The sequence below is a fragment of the Acetivibrio saccincola genome, assembly GCF_002844395.1.
In the GTDB taxonomy this organism is placed as follows: Bacteria; Bacillota; Clostridia; order Acetivibrionales; family Acetivibrionaceae; genus Herbivorax; species Herbivorax saccincola.
This window is the reverse complement of record NZ_CP025197.1, coordinates 1777930-1800171: the sequence shown is the minus strand read 5'-3', so window position 1 is coordinate 1800171 and position 22242 is coordinate 1777930. Positions and strand designations below refer to the sequence as shown.

Below are 22242 nucleotides of genomic sequence, written 5' to 3'. Positions count from 1 at the left end.
GTTATGCTATACTTATTAAGTAAAGTATAATTTAATGCAAAAATAAGAAACTTATTTTATGCTAAAGGGGGCACAAAAGTGCAAACATGTAATTATAAAGTTAAACCCGGTCCAGAAGGGTTTGTAATTTCATCTGCTGCTATGAAAGGAGTAGTTTTACCTGAAAAAGGTGAGTCTTTGGTAGAAGGGTGTGTTCTGCCTGAAACAGATGGAATGAAAAAGGCGGCAGAAAAGCTGTTATCCGCTAAAAATCCGGTTTTTGTTCCTGGACCGCTTATTTTATGGAATTGGATGGATGGTGTTGAGGAAAAAGCAAAAGCTTTTATAGAACTTGCAAATACTGTAGGGGCAAAGATAATACCTATGCCTGACTACAGACCTAAGTATCCTAAAATTGAACCTGAAGTGGAATTAAATCCCATTCATTCTAATTTAACAATTATGCACCATAATATAGATGTTTGTGTTTTTGCGGGTGTTCATTCCCATTACGCAAACATTGCATTAAAACTTATCAGGGGCGGCACCAGCTGTTATACCATTTCACTTTCTACTGAAACGGGAAATGAAGATGCCATGATCTCAATAAGGGATGTGGATGCTGCAAAAATCAGACAACTTACTGAGATTACCAAAAATATGAAGTGCCAGCAAGGAGGTAAGCATTGTGAGTAAAACAACCAAAATAAGGCTATCTGGATTAGGAGGCCAGGGTGTAGTGACAGCTGCCCACATCCTTGGATTTGCTGCAACAAGAGATGGTAAACAAAGTACCGTAAACCCGTTTTTTGGTGCAGAAAAGAGGCTGGCTCCTGCTGATAGCTATGTGCGTATTTCATCTGAAAGAATATATGAGAGGGGAGAAATTCACGACCCGAATATAGTTATGGTATTTCATCCCCATGTAATTACCCAGGGCAAATGTTACTCAGTTCCGTTTTTTGAAGGGCTTATGCCTGACGGTACAATAATAATAAACTCTGATGAAGATTTACCGTTTAGTGATGAAGAAGTTAAAGAACTTAAAAATTTAAATGCAAAAATAGCATATGTGCCTGCAACAAAAATATCCGTTGAAGTAGCCGGAACTGAACTGGCTACAAATATGTCCATGCTTGGGGCACTTCTTGAGGTTACAGGCATTGTTTCAGATGAATCTTTAGAAGCTGCACTGATTGACAGGTTTGGCGGGGGAAAATTTGTTGCTTCTGGTACTACAGCGGCTTTAGATGATGCATTAAAAGAAAAATATAATAAGATAACTCAATTAATTGAAACAAATATGAAAGTTGTGAGAGAATCCAGGAAACATGTTAAAGTGGTTTCCATTTAAGGGGGGCAAAAGAATATGTATTTTTCTGTTAAAGTTGATGAGGAAAAGTGTATAGGATGTAAAATATGCATTTTTACCTGCCCTGAACCAAATGCAATAATGCTTACCGAAAATAAAAAGGTTTGTATTGATACAAACCGCTGTAAAGGATGTTTCCTATGTGTATCGGTCTGTCCTAAAAAAGCATTGGAAAGAGGCAGTGTAGAATAGTATAGTTAGAATAGTGTAGAAATAGCATACAATATAAAATTGTGTAGAAAATCTAAAATAAAAATTTTAGTTCGAGGAGATATATATGATGGCAAAGGAACAATGTGTTAAAAACCCAGAGTACATTTTTTTTGAAGCACCAAGAGAGAAAGCTTTTATAACAGGAAGTGAAGCTGTTGCTGAGGCTGTTAAAAGGGCAAATGTGGATATGGCAATAGCTTATCCTATAACACCACAAAGTGAAAGTATGCATTTAATTGGTGATTTGTACGCAAAAGGGTATTTAAAAGATTATTACCGTGCTGAAAATGAGTTTGCCGTTATGGCTGCAATACACGGTGCGTCTTTAGGTGGGGGACGTGTTTTCACTGCCACAAGCGGTCCTGGTACTTTAAGGGCTATGGAAATGTTTCCGGTCTGGGCAGGTTCACGCCAGCCAATAGTAAGTGCTTTTATGTGCAGGGGAGTTTCACTTCCACCGTCAATACAGCCTGAAAACATTGAAATGGCATTTCTCTTGGACACCGGAATGCTGATGTTTCATGCTGAAGACGCTCAGGACTATTTTGACATGATTTTAAAGGCATATGTTATAGCGGAACAACCTGAAGTTCATTTACCGGTGGGGGTTTTTGCAGACGGGTTTTTTGTTACTCATACCCGTGATTTGGTAATGCTTCCTCCGGATGATATCAAGCTGCCGGAGTATGATCCAAAGTCTGCACCTGTTCCGGCTTTTGATATGGAAACTCCACCTATACGTGTTACAAGGGATCCTCTGCTAAATAAGAGCAACTATACAAGCTATGCAGCCAATGCAACATGGCACCAGGAAATACTTGCAGCAGCAGAACGTGCTAAAAAACATATAGACCGTTATTTAGGAGGAATGATTGAAGTTACCAACCCTAACGCCAAAGTTTTAATTGCAGCATCAGGTACTGCTGTTTCACAGTCAAGGGAGGCTATAAGGGCTTTAGAAAAAGAGGGAATAGAAGTAGGATTAATTAAGATTAAATCAATCCGTCCATTCCCTACACAGGAAATAATAAAAGCTACAGAAAAGGCAGATATCATAGTGGTGCCTGAATTTAATGCAGGGGGATGGCTCTGCAGGGAAATTAAAGCTGCTATTGATAACAACAGCAGGGTTATTGAAGGTCCAAGGGTCTACGGTGGCATGACAATGCCAAAGGAAATCATCATGAATGAAATTAAAAAAGCAATTGGCAAAAACAAATAAAAAAGGCAGGTGGAGAAAATATGTCATTAAGAGCAATAACTCCTGTTAAGGAATTTGAAGATATATTACCGCAAGAATATAAAGAACTTGTAAATAACGGGCCATATGGTAAAAATAAAAGCGTTGATGACTTGGGAACTTTTAAAGAAATAATAGAACAGCATCCTCACTGTGCAGGCTGCGGTGTTTCTTCAGGAATCCGTTTAGCAATTGCATCACTGCCAAATCCTGAAGACTCCATTGTAATAGGGACGCCCGGGTGTTCATTTTTTGCCCTTTCACAAAGCGGTCTCAATTACTCCAACACAGCCTTTGGAAATCAAAACTCAGTTGCATCAGGTTTAAAGAGAATGCTTAAAGTGCGTCATCCTGATAAAACAAAAGACGTTATTGTTATGGTGGGGGATGGCGGTATTGCAGATATCGGCTTGGATATGACCCTTCACTCCTGGTTCCGCAGGGAAAACATAACAACCATTATGCTGGACAATGAAGTATACGGAAATACCGGCGGTCAGGAAAGTGGTATGACAAGAAAGGGAACAGTCATAAACATGGCCCCTAAGGGAAAGAATTTTGAAAAAATACCTGTATTTGAACTTGCAAAGACATCCGGCTGTGACTATGTTGCAAAGGTTACTGTTGCAAGTCTAAGAAAACTTGGCCAGGCTGTAAGAAAAGCAGTACTTGTAGCAAGGGAAATAGGTCCTACCTATGTACAGATTTATACACCTTGCCCTACTAACATGAAGTTTCCGCCTGACCACACTGTTAAAATTGCAAAAGAAGCAGAAAAGGATATATATTCTTTTGAAGAGTATATGTCCAATGAGGCAGCTGAATATTTAAAAAATCTAAAGTAAGTTAAGGAAGGTAGTACTTGTGGCTATAAGAGATATAAATCCATTAATGCCCCCGGCAAAAATCGGGATTGTAGGCGGCGGGCAGCTTGGCAGAATGCTCAGTTATGAAGCAAAAAGAATGGGATACCATGTATCGGTATTAGATCCCACACCTTCTTGTCCTGCAGGACAAGTTTCAGACAACCAGATAGTTGCATCTTTTACTGACTACAATGCAATCAGGAAACTTGCTGAATCCACCCATGTACTGACTTATGAATTTGAACACATTAATGCGGATGTACTATGTGAATTAGAGTCAGAAGGATATAAAATATATCCTTCCGGAAGGACACTAAAAAAAATACAGGATAAATTAATACAAAAACAAATTTTAAAAGAATCAGGGCTTCCTGTACCGTCATTTAAAAAGGTGGAAAGTAAAGAAGATATTTTAAATATAATAGAAAGCTACGGTCTTCCTGTTTTGCTCAAAACCTGCCATGGCGGGTATGACGGCAAAGGAAATATGCTCATTAAGAATATAGAAGATGTAGATAAAGCTTATGAAGCATTTAAAGACAGAAAGCTTATGGTAGAGGAATTTATAGACTTTAAATGCGAATTGTCAATAATTGTGGGACGTGGATTAGATGGCAGCATAACAACTTTTCCCGTAGTGGAAAATGTACACAGGGACAATATATTAATTTTAACAAAAGTACCTGCCCAAATTGATGATACAATTAAAGATAAGGTTGAATATGTGGGCAGGAAAGTTGTTGACGTTCTTGACGATTATGGTATATTTTGCATTGAAATGTTTCTTGACCAAAAGGGAGAGGTATATATAAATGAGATAGCTCCAAGACCCCACAATTCAGGACACTACACCATAGAAGCCTGTGAGACGTCCCAGTACGAGCAGCTTTTAAGGATACTTACAGGACTTCCCCAGGGGTCAACAAAATTACTTTCTCCTTGTGCAATGGTTAATATTTTAGGGAATAATGAAGTTTTTGGTGAATATACTTTTAGTGGGTTTGAAAATGCTTTGCAAGAAGAGAATGTTTATATCCACATTTATGGGAAAAAGTTTACTCAAAATTTAAAGAAAATCGGACATATAACTGTTTTGGATAAGTCAAGGGATACAGCCATAGCTAAAGCCCGTGAAGCATTAAATAAAATTAAAATAAAACCTTTAATTTAAATTTTGAAAGGATGCGGTATCTGTGGATGATAATAGAAAAAGAGTCGGAATTATTATGGGAAGCGATTCAGACCTTCCCGTTATGAAAAATGCTGCTGCCATTTTAGACGAGCTGAAGATAGGGTATGAAATAAGCATTGTATCTGCCCACCGGACTCCTGACAAGATGTACCGGTATGCTAAAACAGCAGAAGAAAGAGGACTTGATGTGATAATTGCAGGGGCCGGCGGTTCTGCCCATTTACCCGGGATGGTAGCTGCAATAACTCATCTGCCTGTTATAGGAGTTCCTATTAAATCCAGAAGTTTAGACGGGCTTGATTCGCTGCTTTCAATTGTGCAAATGCCTGCAGGGGTACCTGTAGCAACTGTTCCTGTTAATGCTGCTGAAAATGCGGCTCTTTTGGCTGCAAAAATCATTGCATTAGATGATCCAAATGTACAGAGAACCATAAACTCCTATTTCAGGTTTAGAGATATCGTTTCATAAAATACCGCTAAAAATTCTATAAAATATTAAATAAAAGAAAGTTAACGGGTGTTTTACCTTAACTTTCTTTTGTTATGTCAATTTTTAATGATATTTCTTTTTTTATTCTGCAATTTATTATATAATTAATATAGAAAATATTATTGTATTATAAATATTTCATTATAAATATAAAATTGCACTATGAATAAAAACTTTTTTTTAATATGGGAAAAATTTAATAAAATTTAATTCAAAAATAAAGATAGATTAAAGACAGAAATGCTTTGTGCTGTTTATTTTGAGAATCTTAAGGAATCTCATTTTTGAGGTTTATTATAAATTTTTAATAAGGGGGAAAAATGTATGAAAAAAACCGTAAAGATTTTGGCTGTGGTTGCATTGCTGCTAAACCTGATACTTCCTGCCGGAAGTGTTTGGGCTGCATCTGACTCGCCTAATCTTCTTATCAACCCGGACTTTGAAACCGGTGATGAAACAGGGTGGTACCCATATGGGGAAAACCATTCAATTAAAATTGTAAGTGATGACCCGCAAAGCGGAAACTACTGTGCTTACGTTTATGACAGGACAGATGAATGGAACGGTATAGCCCAAGATGTAACTGACATTATTGAAGTAGGTAAGGCATATGAGTTTTCAGCATGGGTAAAAGTTGATGCTCCGGGAGAACATGAAGTAAAAATAACAATGAAAAGAGTTGAAGGCAACAACGAACCTGAATTTGACACAATAACTGTTATGAACATGACAGGTAATGTTTGGACCCGTTTTAGCGGCTCTTATTCTATAACAAAACCTGCTACACTATTGGAAGTATATGTTGAAGGACCACAACCTCAGTATAGTTTTTATGTAGACAATATAGTGATGACAGAGATGTATATGAACGCCGGAAACTGGAGAGAGATTGCAGACCAAAGAATTGAACAATACAGAAAAAGAGATGCGTCAATAAAAGTTGTAGATAAAAACGGTAACCCTGTGAGTGGTGCCACTGTTGAAGTTAAACAGACTAGAAACCATTTTGCATTTGGTTCAGCTCTTAGAAGAAGTGCAATGTATGATGAACGTTACACTAAGTTTTTTAAAGAAAATTTTGAATGGGCTGTGTTTGAAAACGAAGCTAAATGGTATCATACTGAAACCAGCAGGGGTAATGTAAACTACACTGATGCTGATTATATGTATGAGTGGTGTAAAGAAAATGACATTATTGTACGCGGTCACTGTATATTCTGGGAAGTTGAGGACTATGTGCCGTCCTGGGTGAGAAGCCTTTCAAATACTGAACTTAAAAAAGCAATAGATGACAGGCTTGAAAGTGTAGTACCTCATTTTAGAGGGAAATTTGTTGACTGGGACGTAAATAACGAAATGCTGCACGGAAGCTTTTTTAAAGACAGGCTAGGACAAGATATCTGGCTATATATGTTTAACAGAACAAAAGAATTAGATCCTGACACCAAATTATTTGTCAATGACTACAATATTATCACTGAGGCTGAAACTGATGCATATGTACAGCAAATTAACTGGTTTTTAGAAAACGGTGTTGATTTATACGGTATAGGAGTTCAAGGTCACTTTTCACAGGACAAGGTTGTAGACCCTGTTGTAGTTGAAAGCAGGCTTAATACATTGGCTTCAACGGGATTGCCAATATGGATAACAGAATATGATTCAACAACCCAGGATGTAAAATTACGTGCTGACAACCTTGAAAATTTATACCGCATTGCTTTTTCACATCCAAGTGTGGAAGGTATATTAATGTGGGGATTCCATGCAGATTCTCACTGGAGAGGTCCTGATGCAGCAATAGTTAACCATGACTGGACTGTAAATGAAGCAGGTTTAAGATATCAGGCTCTAAGAGAAGAGTGGAGGACAAATGATTCCGGTACTACCAATAGCAGTGGAAATTATACTTTCAGAGGTTTCCACGGCAAATATGATGTGACAATATCCGCTCCAGGTAGCGCTCCTGTTTCAGTAAGTATTTATTTAGAACCAGGGGAAGGAACGGCTTCATATAAGATTTCACTTGACGGAACAGTTGAAGAGTTGCCTCCTGAAAAAATAAAATACGGGGATTTAAACAATGACGGTACCATAGATTCAATTGACGCAGCTATTCTTGTAAAATACATACTGGAAATTGATGATATCCGTGTACCGGTACCTCAGCCACCAACTGTATGGAAACCTGCAGATTTAAACGGAGACGGCTTTGTTGACACAATAGATTTAGCAATTTTACAAAGATACATTTTAGAAATTATCGTTTCTTTTCCTGTAGAATAAAAGTAAATATGAATTACATTAAGTTTTAAAATATATGATTTAAAAAAACCGGCTGTTGTACTAAATTTGTACAACAGCCGGTTTTAGGTTTTATTAATAATTTAACATTTTTAGGGTAAATATCCTCAATATTTTTAGAGCCTTGAAATTTTCATAAATAGATGATAAAATTGCTATAGATAACCACAATAGTTTTAATTAAAAACCCACGTTAAGCATACATTTATTCAATGTATGCAACGAATATTAGGGGAGATTTTAAGTGTTGAAGTTTAAAAAAATTATTATTATTTTAGTTTTAGTTTTTTTTATTTGGTGTGCAAACCAGGTGTCTTTTGCAAGCCTGCTTTCTAAAGGAATGACGGGGAATACCATATACCCTTTAAATAATAATAATATACGTCTTGAAACCCAGGTTATAAATATTAACTACAACATTTCTAAGAATAAATCACATAACTTCCACGAGATAGAAGTTATTTTTAATTTACATAATACAGGTGAAGCTGCACAAATTAAAATGGGCTTTCCAAATGCAGCAAACCACGAAGAAAATCTAAAGGATTTTGAAGTTTTATCTTATCCTGATTTAACACCTTTTGATGTAAACCTTAATTTAAAAGAAGGGATGATTTTGACAGGAATAGAGGATTACTATCATTATTCATACTATTCATGGACTGTGGATTTTGAGAAAAATGAAAGAAAATCCCTTCTTGTAAGATACAAATTAAAAAGCCCTGATGGTATTAGATATATCTTAAAGACTGGAGCCCTGTGGAAAGGTCGTATTGACGAAATAAATGTTAATGTGGAGTTTTCAGAACCTGTATCTTCTTTAGAAATAGATGCTGTGCCTGAAAACTATTATTACAGCGGAAAGGGGATACAGTGGCAGTTTAAAAACATAGAACCTTCTTTTGATTTATATATTAAATATGTACCTGTACCAGAGTTTTACCAACTAAAGAATAAGTTTCACGCCCCGTATCAAAGGGAATCTGACGGTTATAAATGGGATAAAAAACTTTTCTATATTGGTACAATGCTTGAGGACTTTGACGGATATCTTTTTGAATGCACTGACGAAGAACTGGTTCTTTCTGAAATTAAAAAAAGATTGGATGTATGTGAATTAATCCGCAATGAAATTTATGCAAGAAACGGCTATATCTTTTCAGAAGAAAAATGGGATGATTTTTTTACAATACAAAGCTGGTATGAACCGGATGTCTTCTTTGAATACGCAAAATTAAACGAAATTGAAAAAATAAATATAAAGCAAATATTAGAATTTGAAGATGCAATGAAAGATTTTGAAAATAAAACTTATGATGAAGTTATAAAAGCTCTTAAAGAATATTCCTTAAAATATGATGATGAACAAAAAATATCCTATACAAAGAAAAGCTCTTCTGAAATAAATACCACCTATTCAGAAATTACAGCCTGGCAGGAACGTATAGAAAAAAACCGTAAAAGCTTTAAAGAATTAATCCGGCTTCCTGAAAAGTTCACTGAATTTAAGACAAATTGCAATTCTGATGGTTTACCATCCACTGATATAAACGATTTAAATATGTCAAATATGTACGCTTATACCAATGGGATTATTAAAGTTTCCAATGGCAATTCAGATACATTATTTATAGATAAGGATGATTCCATTTTCAGGCTTACAAATTTAGAATCAATGAAACTAAAATGCATAAGTCCTGACGGAAAATATGTTATTATGGCAGGCAGCAGCATTCCAGGCTTTATAGAAGACGATATATATCTTATATCTACTCTAAATGGGACTTCCTACTTAATAGGCAGCGGAAACTGGGAAGATTATCAATTCATATGGTCTTATGATGATTCTCTTCAATACAGGAGTTTAAAGAAGGATACAAATATAATTTATCATTTTAATCCTAAGGACGGCACTTTTTTAACTTTGGTTATACCTATTAATGATTTTGAAAACTTTTATGTATATGAAGACAATTCAGTGGTCCTGCAGTCCGGAAACATTATTTACCACATGGACAGCAAGGAACAGTCAATAAAGAAAATAATTGAAGACGGAAACCTTATGGGCTTTTATCCGTCCGATAATAAAATTTTATATTACAAAGGCTCAGAAATATACGAATATAATCTTTCTGACGGCACTACAGCAAAAAAAGTATCTTTAGATGAGCCTATATGGAAAACCCAGTTAATACACAATAATATGTATATAATCTACAGCGGGTCTCAAGTAATTTTTTGCTACAACTACAATACAAATTCTTTAAATAAGTTTTCTAATATAGAAAATGCCAAAGATATTAAATTTTCTTATGAAGGTGACAAGCTTTTATACCACAGGATGAACTATTCAAAGCCATATGAATCAAATTCATATATAGTGTACAAAGACGGCGGTTTAAAAGTGCCGTTAAATGTTGAAAGTGCCAATTGCATATGGATAGATAATGATAACTTTGTAAATTACTCATATGACCAGGATGCAAAAGATATAATAAAAACCAACACCTGTGTGACGGAAAATACAACTGAGTATTACAATACATATTCAAAATCAATTAATAATAAAGTAAATCCGGCTTTTGATTTTAATAAATTATTTATTTGTGTATGTTTTGTTCTTTTAATAACTCTATGTATAATTTACTGGCTGTATAAAAAGAAAATGAAAGCTTTTAATTAAGGCATTTTAGAATGCCTTATTATTTTTTTGTTTTATCCCTCTCCCATTAGACAAAATTATTATTTTGTCTAATGGCATATATTTTTTATTCCCTGCTAAAATATATACTAAAAGACCTTAATACATATTAAAAAAGACTTTGTATTTTTTTTGTTAAAAAACTCGAAATATATGTTATAATATATAGGTATGTTTAATTCAAATTAATATAATATTAAAAAGGTAGGATTTTTTATGGTGTTTTTCGATTATTTATCAGAAGAACAAAAAAAAGATTTTTTTTATATTCCCCCAAAGCCATTTAATAAATATACCAAAAGAGATGTTCTGGCTTATTGTCTTGGGGCTACTTTGTACATGCCTGCAACAAGGACTACAATAGCTGAAGATATATTAAGCAAAAAACATAAGGGTCTCTCTTCCCTTGTTATATGCTTAGAAGACGCTATCGGGGATAAATCTTTAGAATACGCCAACGGCATCCTTGAGTCAACTGTAGAGAAATTATTTTTTCATATTGAATCAGGTAAAATATCATATGATGATATTCCTCTTATATTCATAAGACCTAGAAATGAATCTCATATGGTCAGTATATTTGAAAGAATATCACCTTATATTTCTGTTATTACAGGGTTTGTGTTTCCTAAAATTACCTGCGCCAATGCAAGAACATATTTTGAAAGCTTGGAAAAAATCAATAAAGGGCTTGATACTTCCCTTTATGCAATGCCTATTTTGGAAACTGAGGATTTTATTTACCACGAAAAGCGCTCTCACTCTTTAAAATACATTGGAGAAATATTTGAAGAATATAAAAATTATATCCTTAATATAAGAATAGGCGCTACTGACTTTTGTAGTTTGTTTGGAATAAGAAGAAACGAAGATACAACCATATATGATATAGCTGTTATAAGAAATTGTATTGAATTAATTATAAACCAGTTTTTAAGAAAAGGAAGCGGCTTTGTTTTGTCAGGTCCTGTCTGGGAGTATTTTTCCAGCGGTGAAAGACTTTTAAAACCACAGCTTAGGCTCAGTCCTTTTACTGAGCACGGCAGTTTTGGTATAAAACTGAGGGAAAAATTAATCAATAAATCCCTTGACGGTTTAATAAGGGAAGTTTTACTTGACAAAGCAAATGGCATCATAGGAAAAACAATCATCCACCCTACTCACATAATTCCTGTAGAAGCGCTTTATGTTGTAAGCCATGAGGAATATACCGATGCATGCAATATAATTGACAATAACGGTGGTGAAAAGGGTGTTTTTAAAAGCAGCTACTCTAATAAAATGAATGAAATAAAGCCACATTTAAGCTGGGCTTATAATATAATCAAAAGATCAGAAGTATACGGGGTGTTCCATGAAAACAAATCTTTTACAGACCTTCTTGCAGAAGAAGAAATTTGAAATTGTAAACGGGCTGACAATTGATATAGATGTTAGCAAAAATCCGTATAATATACCTATTGAAAATTTATTCTCAATGGCAATGAGGATAAATACAAAAAGAAGATTTCTTTTTGTAAGCAGTGTTTTGGGAAAACACTTGGCTGTTGACCCTTTTATACCCATGCTTACAGGCACTGCCCTTGCTATTAGGTTTTTAAAGAAAATTTATAATATAGAATCTTTGGTGGAAAAAGACGTTATAGAAGCTCTTAAAACCGGACAAAACCTAAAAGAAACCTATAAAAAGGTTATCTCCTCTAGAATTGTGCCCCCTGAAAAGTTGATTTTTGTTGGCTTTGCTGAAACAGCCACTGCACTGGGGCATTCCATGTTTGAGTTTTTCTCAGACAACAGTTTTTATATTCACACTACAAGGGAAAATATACAGGACATTAACCCTTCCATAAGCTTTGAGGAGGAACATTCCCACGCCACCTCCCATAGGCTTTATGACTGTAGTGATGTATTAAAGTCCTCAAAAGGATCTGTTATTATTGTAGATGACGAAATTACTACAGGAAAAACACTGTACAATATTATAAGTTCAATGGATAAATACAGCAAGAGAAAAAAATATATTATTGCAAGTATTTTGGACTGGCGCTCTGAAGAAAGTAAAAAATTATTTTATCATTTAGAGAAAAAGCTGGGTATTGAAATTACTTTTATCTCCCTCCTGTCTGGAGAATTTTCTGTAAATGAAGATTTATATGCTATAAATGCATTTATAGATGAAATTAACTTAAAAAACCCTGATGCAAAATCAGATAGCAATGATATTAATCATAGCATTAATAAAGTAAATTTTATAGATGAGCCTGAGATTATTAAATTATCTTTAAAAGACTTTAAACTTGATACCCTGAATTATACATCAACTCATTCCTATGAAGAGAACAATAATTCCTGCTATTTAAGCTCCACAGGAAGATTTGGCATTGTCTCTTCCCTATGGAATGATACAGAGGAAAAAATTAAAAAAGCTGGTGGCTACTTAAAAAGCATACGCAAAGGAAAAAGGATTCTGTGCCTTGGCACTGAAGAGTTTATGCATATTCCAATGAAAATTGCATCTTATATGGGAGATGGGGTAAAGTTTCATTCCACCACCAGAAGCCCTATTTACCCAATAAATAAAGAAAACTATGCTATAAAAAGTGCAATTAAGTTTAAAAGCCCCAATGAAGTTGGTGTACCAAATTATATTTACAACATACCTGTAAATTATTATGATGAACTCTATATATTTTTTGAAAGAAATTTTGATGACAAAACATTGGAACCATTGCTTACTAAACTAAAACTCACCAAAATTCCAAGGATTTATGTTGTGAATTTGGTATAGAGTTAACCATTAAATAAAAATTACTAATGTAAGAAAATTATTAAAGTCAGGTGTAGAAAATGAACGGAATATTAGAAAATATAAAAATACAAGAGCCTTCACCCATAGGCAGTTATTCAAAGGAAGATGTTGTATTTTTACTTAAAGATATAAGCAATCTGGTACAGGAAGATAATACAGCCACAAGGGAAAAGATTATTCAATCAGGTGGGCACTACTCTGAAATGCTGCCCATTGAATACAAACCTTCAAAGGAATACATGCATCTTTTTTATTCATCTTTAGATGAGTCTTCTAGAAAGCTTGCTATATCCGTTGGCGTAGTATCAAATTTAATAATGAAAAAAAGAAACAAAAACTTAGTACTTGTATCCCTTGCAAGGGCCGGAACCCCTGTGGGGATACTAATAAAAAGGTATATTAAATTTAAATATAATTTAAATCTTCCCCACTACAGCATTTCCATCATCAGGGGAAAAGGAATAGATGAAAATGCCCTTTTGTACATTTTAAAAAACCATCCGGGCTGTGATATCCAGTTTATCGACGGCTGGACAGGCAAAGGGGCGATAAAAATAGTTTTAGATGAGGCTTTGAAAAATTTTGAAAACAAATATAAAATAAAATTAAATGGTGATTTGGCTGTACTTGCCGACCCAGGCTACTGTGCAGAAATTTTTGGAACCCGGGAAGATTTTCTCATTCCCAGTGCCTGCCTCAACTCCACCGTTTCAGGACTTGTAAGCAGGACGTTTCACAGATGTGATATAATTAAAGAAAATGATTTCCATGGGGCTAAATACTACAAGGAGCTTGAAAAAGAAGATGTGTCATATGTTTTCATTGATGCCGTGGTAAAGGAATTTTCCCATGTGGAATATGAAGTGGAGGAAGAAACTAAAAAATTGGAAAACACCTCCCCTAACCTTTCCTGGCTGGGTTTAAAGAGCATAGAAAAAATTCAGAAAACCTTTGGTATAAAGGATATAAATTTAATAAAGCCGGGTGTGGGAGAAACAACAAGGGTTTTGTTAAGGCGTGTCCCCTGGAAAGTCCTTGTTAGGGATTTAAACAGTAAAAATTTAAAACATATTCTTCTTTTAGCCTCTGAAAAAAATGTTTCCGTTGAGGTAAATACCGATCTTATATATGAGTGCTGCGGAATAATAAAGCCCCTTTAATTGAGGTGATAAAATGCTTTTTGCAAGTGATTTGGACAGGACTCTTATATATTCTAAAAGATTTTTAAAAAATTATAAAAATAACCCTGTACTCATTGAAAAAAAAGAAGACAAAGAAATATCCTATATGACGGAAGCTTCCATTAATATTTTAAAAAAAATTGCTGACAGGGTGCTATTTGTCCCTGTTACCACAAGGACCATTGAGCAGTATAAAAGAATTTCTTTATTAAAAAATATCATTATTCCCGAATATGCAATTGTTAGTAACGGAGGTAACATACTTATAAATGGGGAAACAGACAGCTACTGGGCTAAAATTATTTCATTTAAAATTAAATCAGAATGTATATCTTCTAAAAAAGTTTTAGAGCGGTTTAATGAAATAAAAAACAGTGAGTGGGTTTATAAAGAAAGACAAGCGGACAATCTTTTTTATTACTTTATTATTGACAAAGACAATATACCCTTAGATGAAATCAATGATTTTAAAAAGTGGATTTTAAAATATGGGTGGAATATATCCATCCAGGGAAGAAAACTTTATTTAGTTCCTGAATTTATAAATAAATCCTCTGCTTTAAACTACATTAAAAATAAAACCGGGAAAAAGATAATAATTGCATCCGGTGACTCCATACTGGATTTACCCATGCTAAAATATGCTGATATAGCATTTTGCCCATCCCACGGGGAAATATACAATTCGTACAAAAAAGGTTCTTTAAAAGTTCCAAAACACATTACTTTTACAGACAGCCAGGGATTGCCTGCCTCTGAAGAGATACTAAAAGAAGTGGAAAGGTTAACAAAAGGCATCAAGCTTATAAGTTAGAGAGCCAATTTAAACAGCCAGTCTAAACTTATTAGCTGCTGGTAAAATAAACTACCAAATAAAGTACTAAGTTAAACTACCGGTAAAACAGCAAAACAAAAGGGCTGCTACTTATTCAGTAAAGACAGCCCCTTTTATTTTTATCCGGTTTTACATTTAGTTTTTTATAAACAGTTTCTGGCTCCATCTTACCAATGCTCCTACCACTAAGGTCAGTGAGCTTACCAGAATTATTTTACCCCACATGTAAAGGGGCAGAGCCTGGGTATTGAAAAAAGCTCCTCCAAACTGTGTTATAATTACCTGTACCACAACTATTACCGTAAATATCGCCATGAAACTTTTACTCTTGGTTAAATTCTCAAATATTGATGCTCCGGGCTTTAGACTTCTTGAATTTAAAAGATTAAACAGCTGCATAAATACGTAGGTTGTAAAAAGTACAGAAGACGTACCTTTATCTCCAAGCTTAGAAGCACCCATAAAGTCAAATGCCTGAAGTAAAAGTATAAATACCGTAAAGTAAAGTCCTGTTGTCAGTATGCTGAAAGACATATTTTTAGTAAGGAAGGACTCTTCCCTTCTCTTTGGCTTTTCTTTCATTATTCCATCCCTTGGTGGCTCTAAGCCTAATGCTAACGCCGCCAAAGTGTCCATCACAAGGTTTATCCACAAAAGCTGCAGTACGGTAAGAGGTATGGTCTGGAAGTTGGCACTTGGGAAAATCATTTCCAAAATAGGACTTAAAAATGCAATGGCCAATGCTGATACGTTTATAGTCAATTGGAACTGCAAGAATTTTTGAACGTTTTCATAAAGGGTTCTGCCCCAATGCACTGCTTTAACGATACTTCCAAAGTTGTCGTCAGTAAGGACTATATCACTGGCTTCTTTTGCAACGTCTGTTCCTTTAAGTCCCATGGAAATACCCACATCCGCCTTTTTAAGGGCAGGCGCGTCATTGGTACCGTCCCCTGTTACCGCAACAACTTCCTTTGTCCTTTGGATTAAGGATACAAGGCGCTCTTTGTCAGAAGGTGTTGCCCTTGCCAATACCCTTAATTTCTTTAGTATTGACAGTATTTCTTCGTCGGATTTTTCTTTAAACTCACTACCCTCCATTACAATGCTGTCTTCTTCTAAAAGGTTAATTTCCCTTGCAATTGCCCTGGCAGTGTTCACATTATCTCCTGTAACCATTATTACATTTATACCTGCCTCTTTTGCCACATTAATTGCATGAGGTACATCTTCCCTTACAGGATCTGTTATACCTAAAAGTCCTGCAAATACTAAATCTTTTTCAATGGAGTCCTTATCCAGTACTTCATCCTCAGCTACAACTTTATATGCAAGGGCAATAGTCCTCATTGCTTTATCAGACAGACCTAAAAGTTTATTGTTAATATCGTCTTTGTGCTTTTCAAAGCTTTCAATTTTATCTCCAATGCTTACTCCTGTACATAAGCTTAAAATTCTCTCCGGAGCCCCTTTAGCCAATACAACCTTGCAGCTTTTTATTGTTTGTGAATCCTTGTCCTTATTCTCATTAAAATTAAACAAATCACTATTTTCCAAGCCGGTAACCGTTGACATCATTTTTCTATCTGCATTAAATGAAAGCCTGTCATAAACCGGCATGTTTTCACGTATGTCCAAAATAGTGTTGAAATTAACTCCTAGTTCGTTTAACCAAGTGAGCATAGCCCCTTCAGTGGTGTTACCCACTATTTCTATATTCCCGTCCTTATCCTTTGTAACGTTGGCAGTGGAGTTGGCTGCAAGTAATATTTTTATAACTTCAAACATTGGATTTTGGGTTAATTCATTAAAATTACTGCTGTCAAAGTGTTTACCATTGAAATATACTTCCCTTACCTGCATCTGGTTTTTTGTAAGAGTACCTGTCTTGTCACTGCATATTACATTTACAGAACCAATGGTTTCTGTAGCAAGCATTTTTCTCACTAAGTTATTGTCACGTCTTATTTTTCTCATACTTAGTGCAAGACTGATTGTAACCGCCATGGGAAGTCCTTCAGGTACAGCCACCACAATAATTGTTACCGCTACAATGAAAAAGTCAAGTATGCTTTTTGCACTTTCAATGGCATCTGCCGGTTTCCCAATTGCAAAAGCAACGTATAATAAGCCAATTGCTGCAATAAGAGGTCCTAAAACAGTTGCTATTCTTTTTATCTTCTTATTACCTTTAATTAGCAATACGCCGGTTATTACAGCTATTGCAGCTAAAAATACAACGGTACCTGTTTTGACGCTATTGCTAAGTACCCCGAAATTACCGGTCAAAACTGAGTTGGCAAACAGAGCAAAGAATATCAATACTGCCGCAACTGTACCAACTACACTTATAAGACCTGCCAGCTTTGCAAGCTTATATTGAAGGGGAGTCTGTTCCTGAGTCTGGTCAGCAAGGGATCTTAAAATTGAGCCCATCTCCATGTTGTCCCCCACATTTGTAACAACAGCCCTTGCAGAGCCTGTTACCACCATTGTTCCCCCTATTAACTTAGTGTTGTCAGGTCCCTTTTCTACAGGTACCGATTCACCGGTCATTAAAGATTCATCAACCAATAAATCGATACAGTTTAAAACCACTGCATCCGCCGGAATTTTATCACCGTTTTCCAGCTCAATAATGTCACCCACTACCAGCTCCTTTGTGGAAATAACCTTTAAGCTGCCGTCCCTGATGACTTTAACATCAATATTTTCATTATCTTCTTTCAGTGTCTCAAAGGCTTTATCCGCTTTGTATTCGCTCCAAAATCCAACCCCCGTTGCAATAATGATGGCAATAAATATACCAATACCATCCCACGGAAATTCACCTTGGTAAATACCTATTGCTGTAGATACAAGCGCACAGATACATAAAATTATAATGGTAGGATCTTTAAAGTGTTCTAAAAATTGTTTCCACACAGGAACCTTTTCACTTGGTGTGATTTCGTTTTTTCCATACTTTTCCCTATTTCTTTTTACACCTTCTTCACTAAGGCCGTTGTGAGCATCAGACCCGAAATCTTTAATTAACTTTTCTGCCTCTTTGAATATTTTTTTGTTCTTCTCCATATCTCGTCTCCTATTCTCTAGTTCTTTATATTTTTAAAAGAAAATTTTTGTATCTGTATTAGTATCTTTTAACAATTTCTCTTAATGATGTATCATTAGTTGCTTCACCAATAGCAGCAAATTTCCATTCATTATTATACCTGTAAATTTCACCGGCAAAAAGTGTAGTTTTCCCGTGGTAATTATCTGAAAGGTTGAACCTTATCAATTCTTGATTATTTGAAGCATTCACCACCCGGATAAAGGCATTTTTAATCATGCCAAAATGCTGGTTTCTTCTAACACAATCATAAATATTTACAAGAAAAACAAGTCTGTGAATATGAGGAGGAATTTTGTTAATTTCTACAATTATTACCTCATCATCCCCTTCTCCTTCTCCAGTAAGGTTGTCCCCGGTGTGTACTACACTTCCGCACATGCTTCGTAAATTTCCAAAATAAATTAAATCTTCTTTTCTTGTAAGTTTCCCATTTTCGTTAAGCATAAGTACTGAGGCATCACAGTCAATAGGAGGAGGGGGTGAGCTAAAAAGGCTTGCAAAAAAACCTCCTTTTCCGGTTTTTTCGGCTTCATCCCATCCAAGACCAACCATCAGCTTTGTCAATCCTGCATTTCCCTTTGTAAGGTCAACTCTTTGTCCTTTTTGTAAGTTAACTGCCATATATCAAATCCTCCTTTTCCCGTGTCAATAGAATACCTGCCGGGTAAGCCGACAGGTATTCTTCTATCATACCCTGTATAAAACCTAAGTAGCTTTCTTATTTATACATTTACTCCAAAGTTTCTGCAAAGGGCAGCCAGTCCTCCCTGGAACCCGCTTCCTATAGCGTTAAATTTCCATTCTCCACCATGGCGGTATAATTCACCAACCACCACAGCTGTTTCGATACTAAAGTCTTCTCCTAAGTCGTACCTTATTAGCTCTATTCCTGTAGCTTCATTTACAACTCTTATAAATGCATTGGATACCTGACCGAAATTTTGTCCTCTTACGTCTGCATCATGTATTGTAACTGTAAATGCAATTTTTGATATGTTTTGAGGTACTAAACTTAAATCAACCAGTATTTGTTCGTCATCCCCCTCGCCTTCTCCTGTTAGGTTGTCCCCTTGATGGACAACAGAGCCGGAAGGATGTTGCAGATTATTATAAAATACAAAATCCAAATCACTGGTTACCCTGCCATTTTCATCAGTTAAAAAAGCTGCAGCATCTAAGTCAAAATCATGTCCGCCATCGTATTTGTTAGTATCCCATCCTAATCCTACCATAATCTTTGTAAGACCAGGATTCCCTTTTGTTAAATCAACTTTTTGTCCCTTTTGTAAACTTACTGCCATTTTCAATTCTCCTTTCTATTTTTTTATAGGTTTTATTGTAATTCTTTACTATGTACATCCTAGATAAACTTAGGATGAAATATAAAGAAATTTTTCCAATTTAATAAACTTTTGCATTGTATATATTGTTTAGTACACCCAGAAGGTTTTCATCTGAATAATTATTTACAGTGTTAAACCTCCATGTGTCTTTGTATCTGTAAACCTCACCTAAAACCAAAGTTTCTTTCCCATTTGCAGGTATACTGCCCTTTAGGGTAAAAATCTTTAAACCAGTGGTTTTATTTACTGCACTAAAAGTAAATCCTGTTTCTTTATCTTTATCAGCGTGGTGTAAATTTCTATATAAAGTTGCCGCCATTACAATTTTATCTGTAGCTTCAGGTAAAAGCCGGATGTCTAAGTCTATTTTTTTTTCAAATATTTCATAATCATAAACCTCACTATACAAAATGCTTTTTCCAATGTCTTTTACATTGTTGTAAAAAACGATGTTTTCTTTGTTTGCAATTGCATTTTTTTCTATATTAACGGCAAATAAATCCATATCAAATGTCCCTTTGAACCTATTCTCAATTTCCATTTTAAATATAAATTTACTTGCACTTTCTAAAGACTCAGTTAATATAACTTTTTGCCCGCTAACTACTTGAATTCCCACCTATCTACCCCCCGGTCTTAAAATCATAATTAAATTTTACAAGCACCAGAGCATTTTCTTTTACTGCCTTTTCTATCACATCATATACACATACCTTAGGATAGCTGTTTACTTTTGCATTTTGTGCCTCAACTAAAATATAATTTTTCACATTATAAGCGTTATTTATAATGCAAATATTTCTGATATAAACTTCAGAAAGTATATTAATTAAAAACATTTTTACATATTCAGAACATTTTGAATTTAATTTTATAAAATTAGATACATACTTCTTAGTCAAATTCCTATTTAGTACCATTTCCCTAAGTTCTTCCTGAGAATAGGATGAAATCTCTAAGTACATATCCTCTTTAAATTTATTAAAATCAAAAGCGCCCTCTTTTGTCTTCTTCCTATTATGGTGTTCTAGTGCGTTTTCAACACTTCCTGTTGCAAAATAAATTTTTAAAAACTCACTGTTTTGGTACACATAGTAAAAGTATTCTCCCAAATCGGTGCATAATTTACTTACTCCTTCAAACATAGTTTCTGCTGCAGAAGTCACAGGAACTATTTTAAAATACCCGCTAAAGAGGGTCTCAAACTCAGCTCTTATAAAATATATATCAAATACAATATCATCGCTTATATTTTTTGATTTTGCAGTAGCTATTTTGATATCATTAATTCCTTTAAAATTACTTCTGTAATAGAAAATTCTACTTTGCATTAAAAAGTCAGGATTTTTAAGCCATAATATATCGGTATTCAACTTAAAAAACTTTTCCATATATTTTATGCAATTATTTTTGTCCAAAAAATCACCTTGAATTTCTTATTGATAGTAACTTCTGTTTTTGGGTTTCTTCAAGCTGGGTTAATTCTTTTTCTACCGCATTTCTCTTTTGTTTTCCTTCCTGATAGATTTTCATTGATTCTTCAATTGTTTCAATGAGTTTTTTATGAGTTTCTTTTAATGTTTCAAGACTGATTACTCCCCTCTCACTTTCTTTTGCAATTTCTATTGTATTTGTCTTTAATAGTTCTGCATTTTGCCTTAATAAATTCTCAGTGGTATCTGTTACCTTTTTTTGAATTTCCAACGCTGTTTTTTGCTTGTTTAACGATATCGTAAGAGCTATCTGGTTTTTCCATATAGGTATTGTAGTAAGTATACTTGCTTGAATTTTATTGGCAAGAACCTTATCATTACCTTGAATAATACGAATTTGCGGAAGGGTTTGAATGGCAATTTCCCTGCTGAGCTTTAAATCATGTATCCTCTTTTCCATCTCATTTAGCATCTGGGCAAAATCATTGTATTTTTGAATGTCAAGCATGTCTTTTGTCTGTTCTGCTTTATTTTTAAGCTCTGCCAATACCGTTTTCCTAAGCTCATCCAACTTTAACTCTCCTGCCGCAATATGCATTTCCAACTCTTTTAAATATTCTAAATTTTTATCATATAAAGAATCCAATATATTTATATCACGTATTAATTCTTTTTTGGCTTTGTCTAAAGAAACTACAATTCTATCAATTGTTTCGGTAACTTCTTCAAGTTTTATCTTGTAGCCAGAAATATTGTTGGAGATTTTCCTTAAAAAAGGAATTTTTCTCTTAATACCTTCCTTTTCCTGTAGTTTGTCCATATCAATACCCTGCATTGTCGTAAGAAGCAAACTTAAATTCTCACCCACTTCACCTGTGTCCTTTGTTTTGACACCGCTTAAAATCCCATCTGCAAATTTTGCAATGCTTCTTTGCACATCAGAGCCAAAAAAAGCTATACTATTAGAATTTGAAACATCTATACTATCTTTTATTTTATTAACCTGGGCAATTTGATTGGAATCAAATTTAGATAAATCAACGGTTATTTCTGTATCACTTTTCTTTAATTCAACTAAGCCGGTGCTGTTTACAGGCAGGTTTTCATTTGTGTTATTTGCCTCTTCATTATTTTCAATGCTGTTTAATAAATCTTCAAAACCCAAT

At 34.7% G+C, this 22242-nt stretch carries 18 protein-coding genes and 1 pseudogene; 13 read left to right on the top strand and 6 right to left on the bottom strand.

Annotated features, from left to right (window positions below; translation table 11 throughout):
- Nucleotides 1-78 precede the first annotated feature (78 nt).
- The 13 genes and pseudogenes from HVS_RS07980 to HVS_RS07920 all read left to right on the top strand — a co-directional run bounded on the left by HVS_RS07980 (nt 79) and on the right by HVS_RS07920 (nt 15161).
- On the top strand, nt 79-675 hold the full coding sequence (locus tag HVS_RS07980; RefSeq protein ID WP_235827658.1) for a carbon monoxide dehydrogenase beta subunit family protein: 597 nt from the start codon (nt 79-81) through the stop codon (nt 673-675).
- The gene (locus HVS_RS07975; RefSeq protein ID WP_101300984.1) at nt 668-1333 is read left to right on the top strand and encodes a 2-oxoacid:acceptor oxidoreductase family protein; all 666 of its coding nucleotides are present in this window, start codon (nt 668-670) and stop codon (nt 1331-1333) included. The genes HVS_RS07980 and HVS_RS07975 overlap by 8 nt, the downstream gene beginning before the upstream one ends.
- Nucleotides 1334-1348: 15 nt before the next feature.
- Nucleotides 1349-1543: a 4Fe-4S dicluster-binding protein gene (locus HVS_RS07970; RefSeq protein ID WP_101300981.1), complete on the top strand. Its 195-nt coding sequence runs from the start codon at nt 1349-1351 to the stop codon at nt 1541-1543.
- An 88-nt stretch (nt 1544-1631) separates the two neighbouring features.
- Nucleotides 1632-2786, top strand: a complete 1155-nt coding sequence (locus HVS_RS07965) for a transketolase C-terminal domain-containing protein (protein ID WP_101300979.1) — start codon at nt 1632-1634, stop codon at nt 2784-2786.
- 20 nt (nt 2787-2806) lie between these two features.
- Nucleotides 2807-3649 carry a thiamine pyrophosphate-dependent enzyme gene (locus HVS_RS07960; RefSeq protein ID WP_101300977.1) on the top strand — a complete coding sequence of 281 codons (843 nt, stop codon included), beginning with the start codon at nt 2807-2809 and terminating at the stop codon, nt 3647-3649.
- 19 nt (nt 3650-3668) lie between these two features.
- Entirely contained in the window at nt 3669-4841 is a 1173-nt protein-coding gene (locus tag HVS_RS07955) for a 5-(carboxyamino)imidazole ribonucleotide synthase (RefSeq protein ID WP_101300974.1), read from the top strand.
- Between the two features lie 55 nt (nt 4842-4896).
- Nucleotides 4897-5304: pseudogene (gene purE / locus HVS_RS07950) on the top strand (5-(carboxyamino)imidazole ribonucleotide mutase); the annotation flags it as partial.
- Nucleotides 5305-5676: 372 nt separating this feature from the next.
- Complete coding sequence (locus tag HVS_RS07945; protein WP_101300972.1) at nt 5677-7638, top strand: endo-1,4-beta-xylanase; 1962 nt, start codon at nt 5677-5679, stop codon at nt 7636-7638.
- A 262-nt stretch (nt 7639-7900) separates the two neighbouring features.
- Nucleotides 7901-10339 (top strand): YARHG domain-containing protein, encoded by a 2439-nt coding sequence (locus HVS_RS07940; RefSeq protein ID WP_133161649.1) that lies wholly within the window; start codon nt 7901-7903, stop codon nt 10337-10339.
- Between the two features lie 234 nt (nt 10340-10573).
- On the top strand, nt 10574-11758 hold the full coding sequence (locus HVS_RS07935) for an HpcH/HpaI aldolase/citrate lyase family protein (protein ID WP_101300967.1): 1185 nt from the start codon (nt 10574-10576) through the stop codon (nt 11756-11758).
- The gene (locus tag HVS_RS07930; RefSeq protein ID WP_101300965.1) at nt 11712-13145 is read left to right on the top strand and encodes a phosphoribosyltransferase family protein; all 1434 of its coding nucleotides are present in this window, start codon (nt 11712-11714) and stop codon (nt 13143-13145) included. Before HVS_RS07935 ends, HVS_RS07930 begins: the two co-directional genes overlap by 47 nt.
- Nucleotides 13146-13204: 59 nt before the next feature.
- Nucleotides 13205-14326 (top strand): cysteine protease StiP family protein, encoded by a 1122-nt coding sequence (locus tag HVS_RS07925; protein WP_101300957.1) that lies wholly within the window; start codon nt 13205-13207, stop codon nt 14324-14326.
- Nucleotides 14327-14339: 13 nt separating this feature from the next.
- Nucleotides 14340-15161, top strand: coding sequence for an HAD family hydrolase (locus HVS_RS07920; protein ID WP_101300955.1), 822 nt, complete (start codon nt 14340-14342; stop codon nt 15159-15161).
- Nucleotides 15162-15317: 156 nt separating this feature from the next.
- Here HVS_RS07920 and HVS_RS07915 read toward each other — a convergent pair whose 3' ends face one another.
- From HVS_RS07915 to HVS_RS07890, 6 genes are all read right to left on the bottom strand, one after another.
- The gene (locus HVS_RS07915) at nt 15318-18257 is read right to left on the bottom strand and encodes a calcium-translocating P-type ATPase, PMCA-type (RefSeq protein WP_101300953.1); all 2940 of its coding nucleotides are present in this window, start codon (nt 18255-18257) and stop codon (nt 15318-15320) included.
- A gap of 58 nt (nt 18258-18315) precedes the next feature.
- Complete coding sequence (locus tag HVS_RS07910) at nt 18316-18921, bottom strand: TerD family protein (RefSeq protein WP_101300951.1); 606 nt, start codon at nt 18919-18921, stop codon at nt 18316-18318.
- A gap of 101 nt (nt 18922-19022) precedes the next feature.
- Nucleotides 19023-19601 (bottom strand): TerD family protein, encoded by a 579-nt coding sequence (locus HVS_RS07905; RefSeq protein WP_101300949.1) that lies wholly within the window; start codon nt 19599-19601, stop codon nt 19023-19025.
- A 100-nt stretch (nt 19602-19701) separates the two neighbouring features.
- The gene (locus HVS_RS07900; RefSeq protein WP_101300947.1) at nt 19702-20262 is read right to left on the bottom strand and encodes a TerD family protein; all 561 of its coding nucleotides are present in this window, start codon (nt 20260-20262) and stop codon (nt 19702-19704) included.
- A 4-nt stretch (nt 20263-20266) separates the two neighbouring features.
- Nucleotides 20267-20974, bottom strand: a complete 708-nt coding sequence (locus HVS_RS07895) for a hypothetical protein (RefSeq protein ID WP_159063422.1) — start codon at nt 20972-20974, stop codon at nt 20267-20269.
- A gap of 91 nt (nt 20975-21065) precedes the next feature.
- Nucleotides 21066-22241, bottom strand: a complete 1176-nt coding sequence (locus HVS_RS07890) for a toxic anion resistance protein (RefSeq protein WP_159063421.1) — start codon at nt 22239-22241, stop codon at nt 21066-21068.
- Nucleotide 22242: the final 1 nt, after the last annotated feature.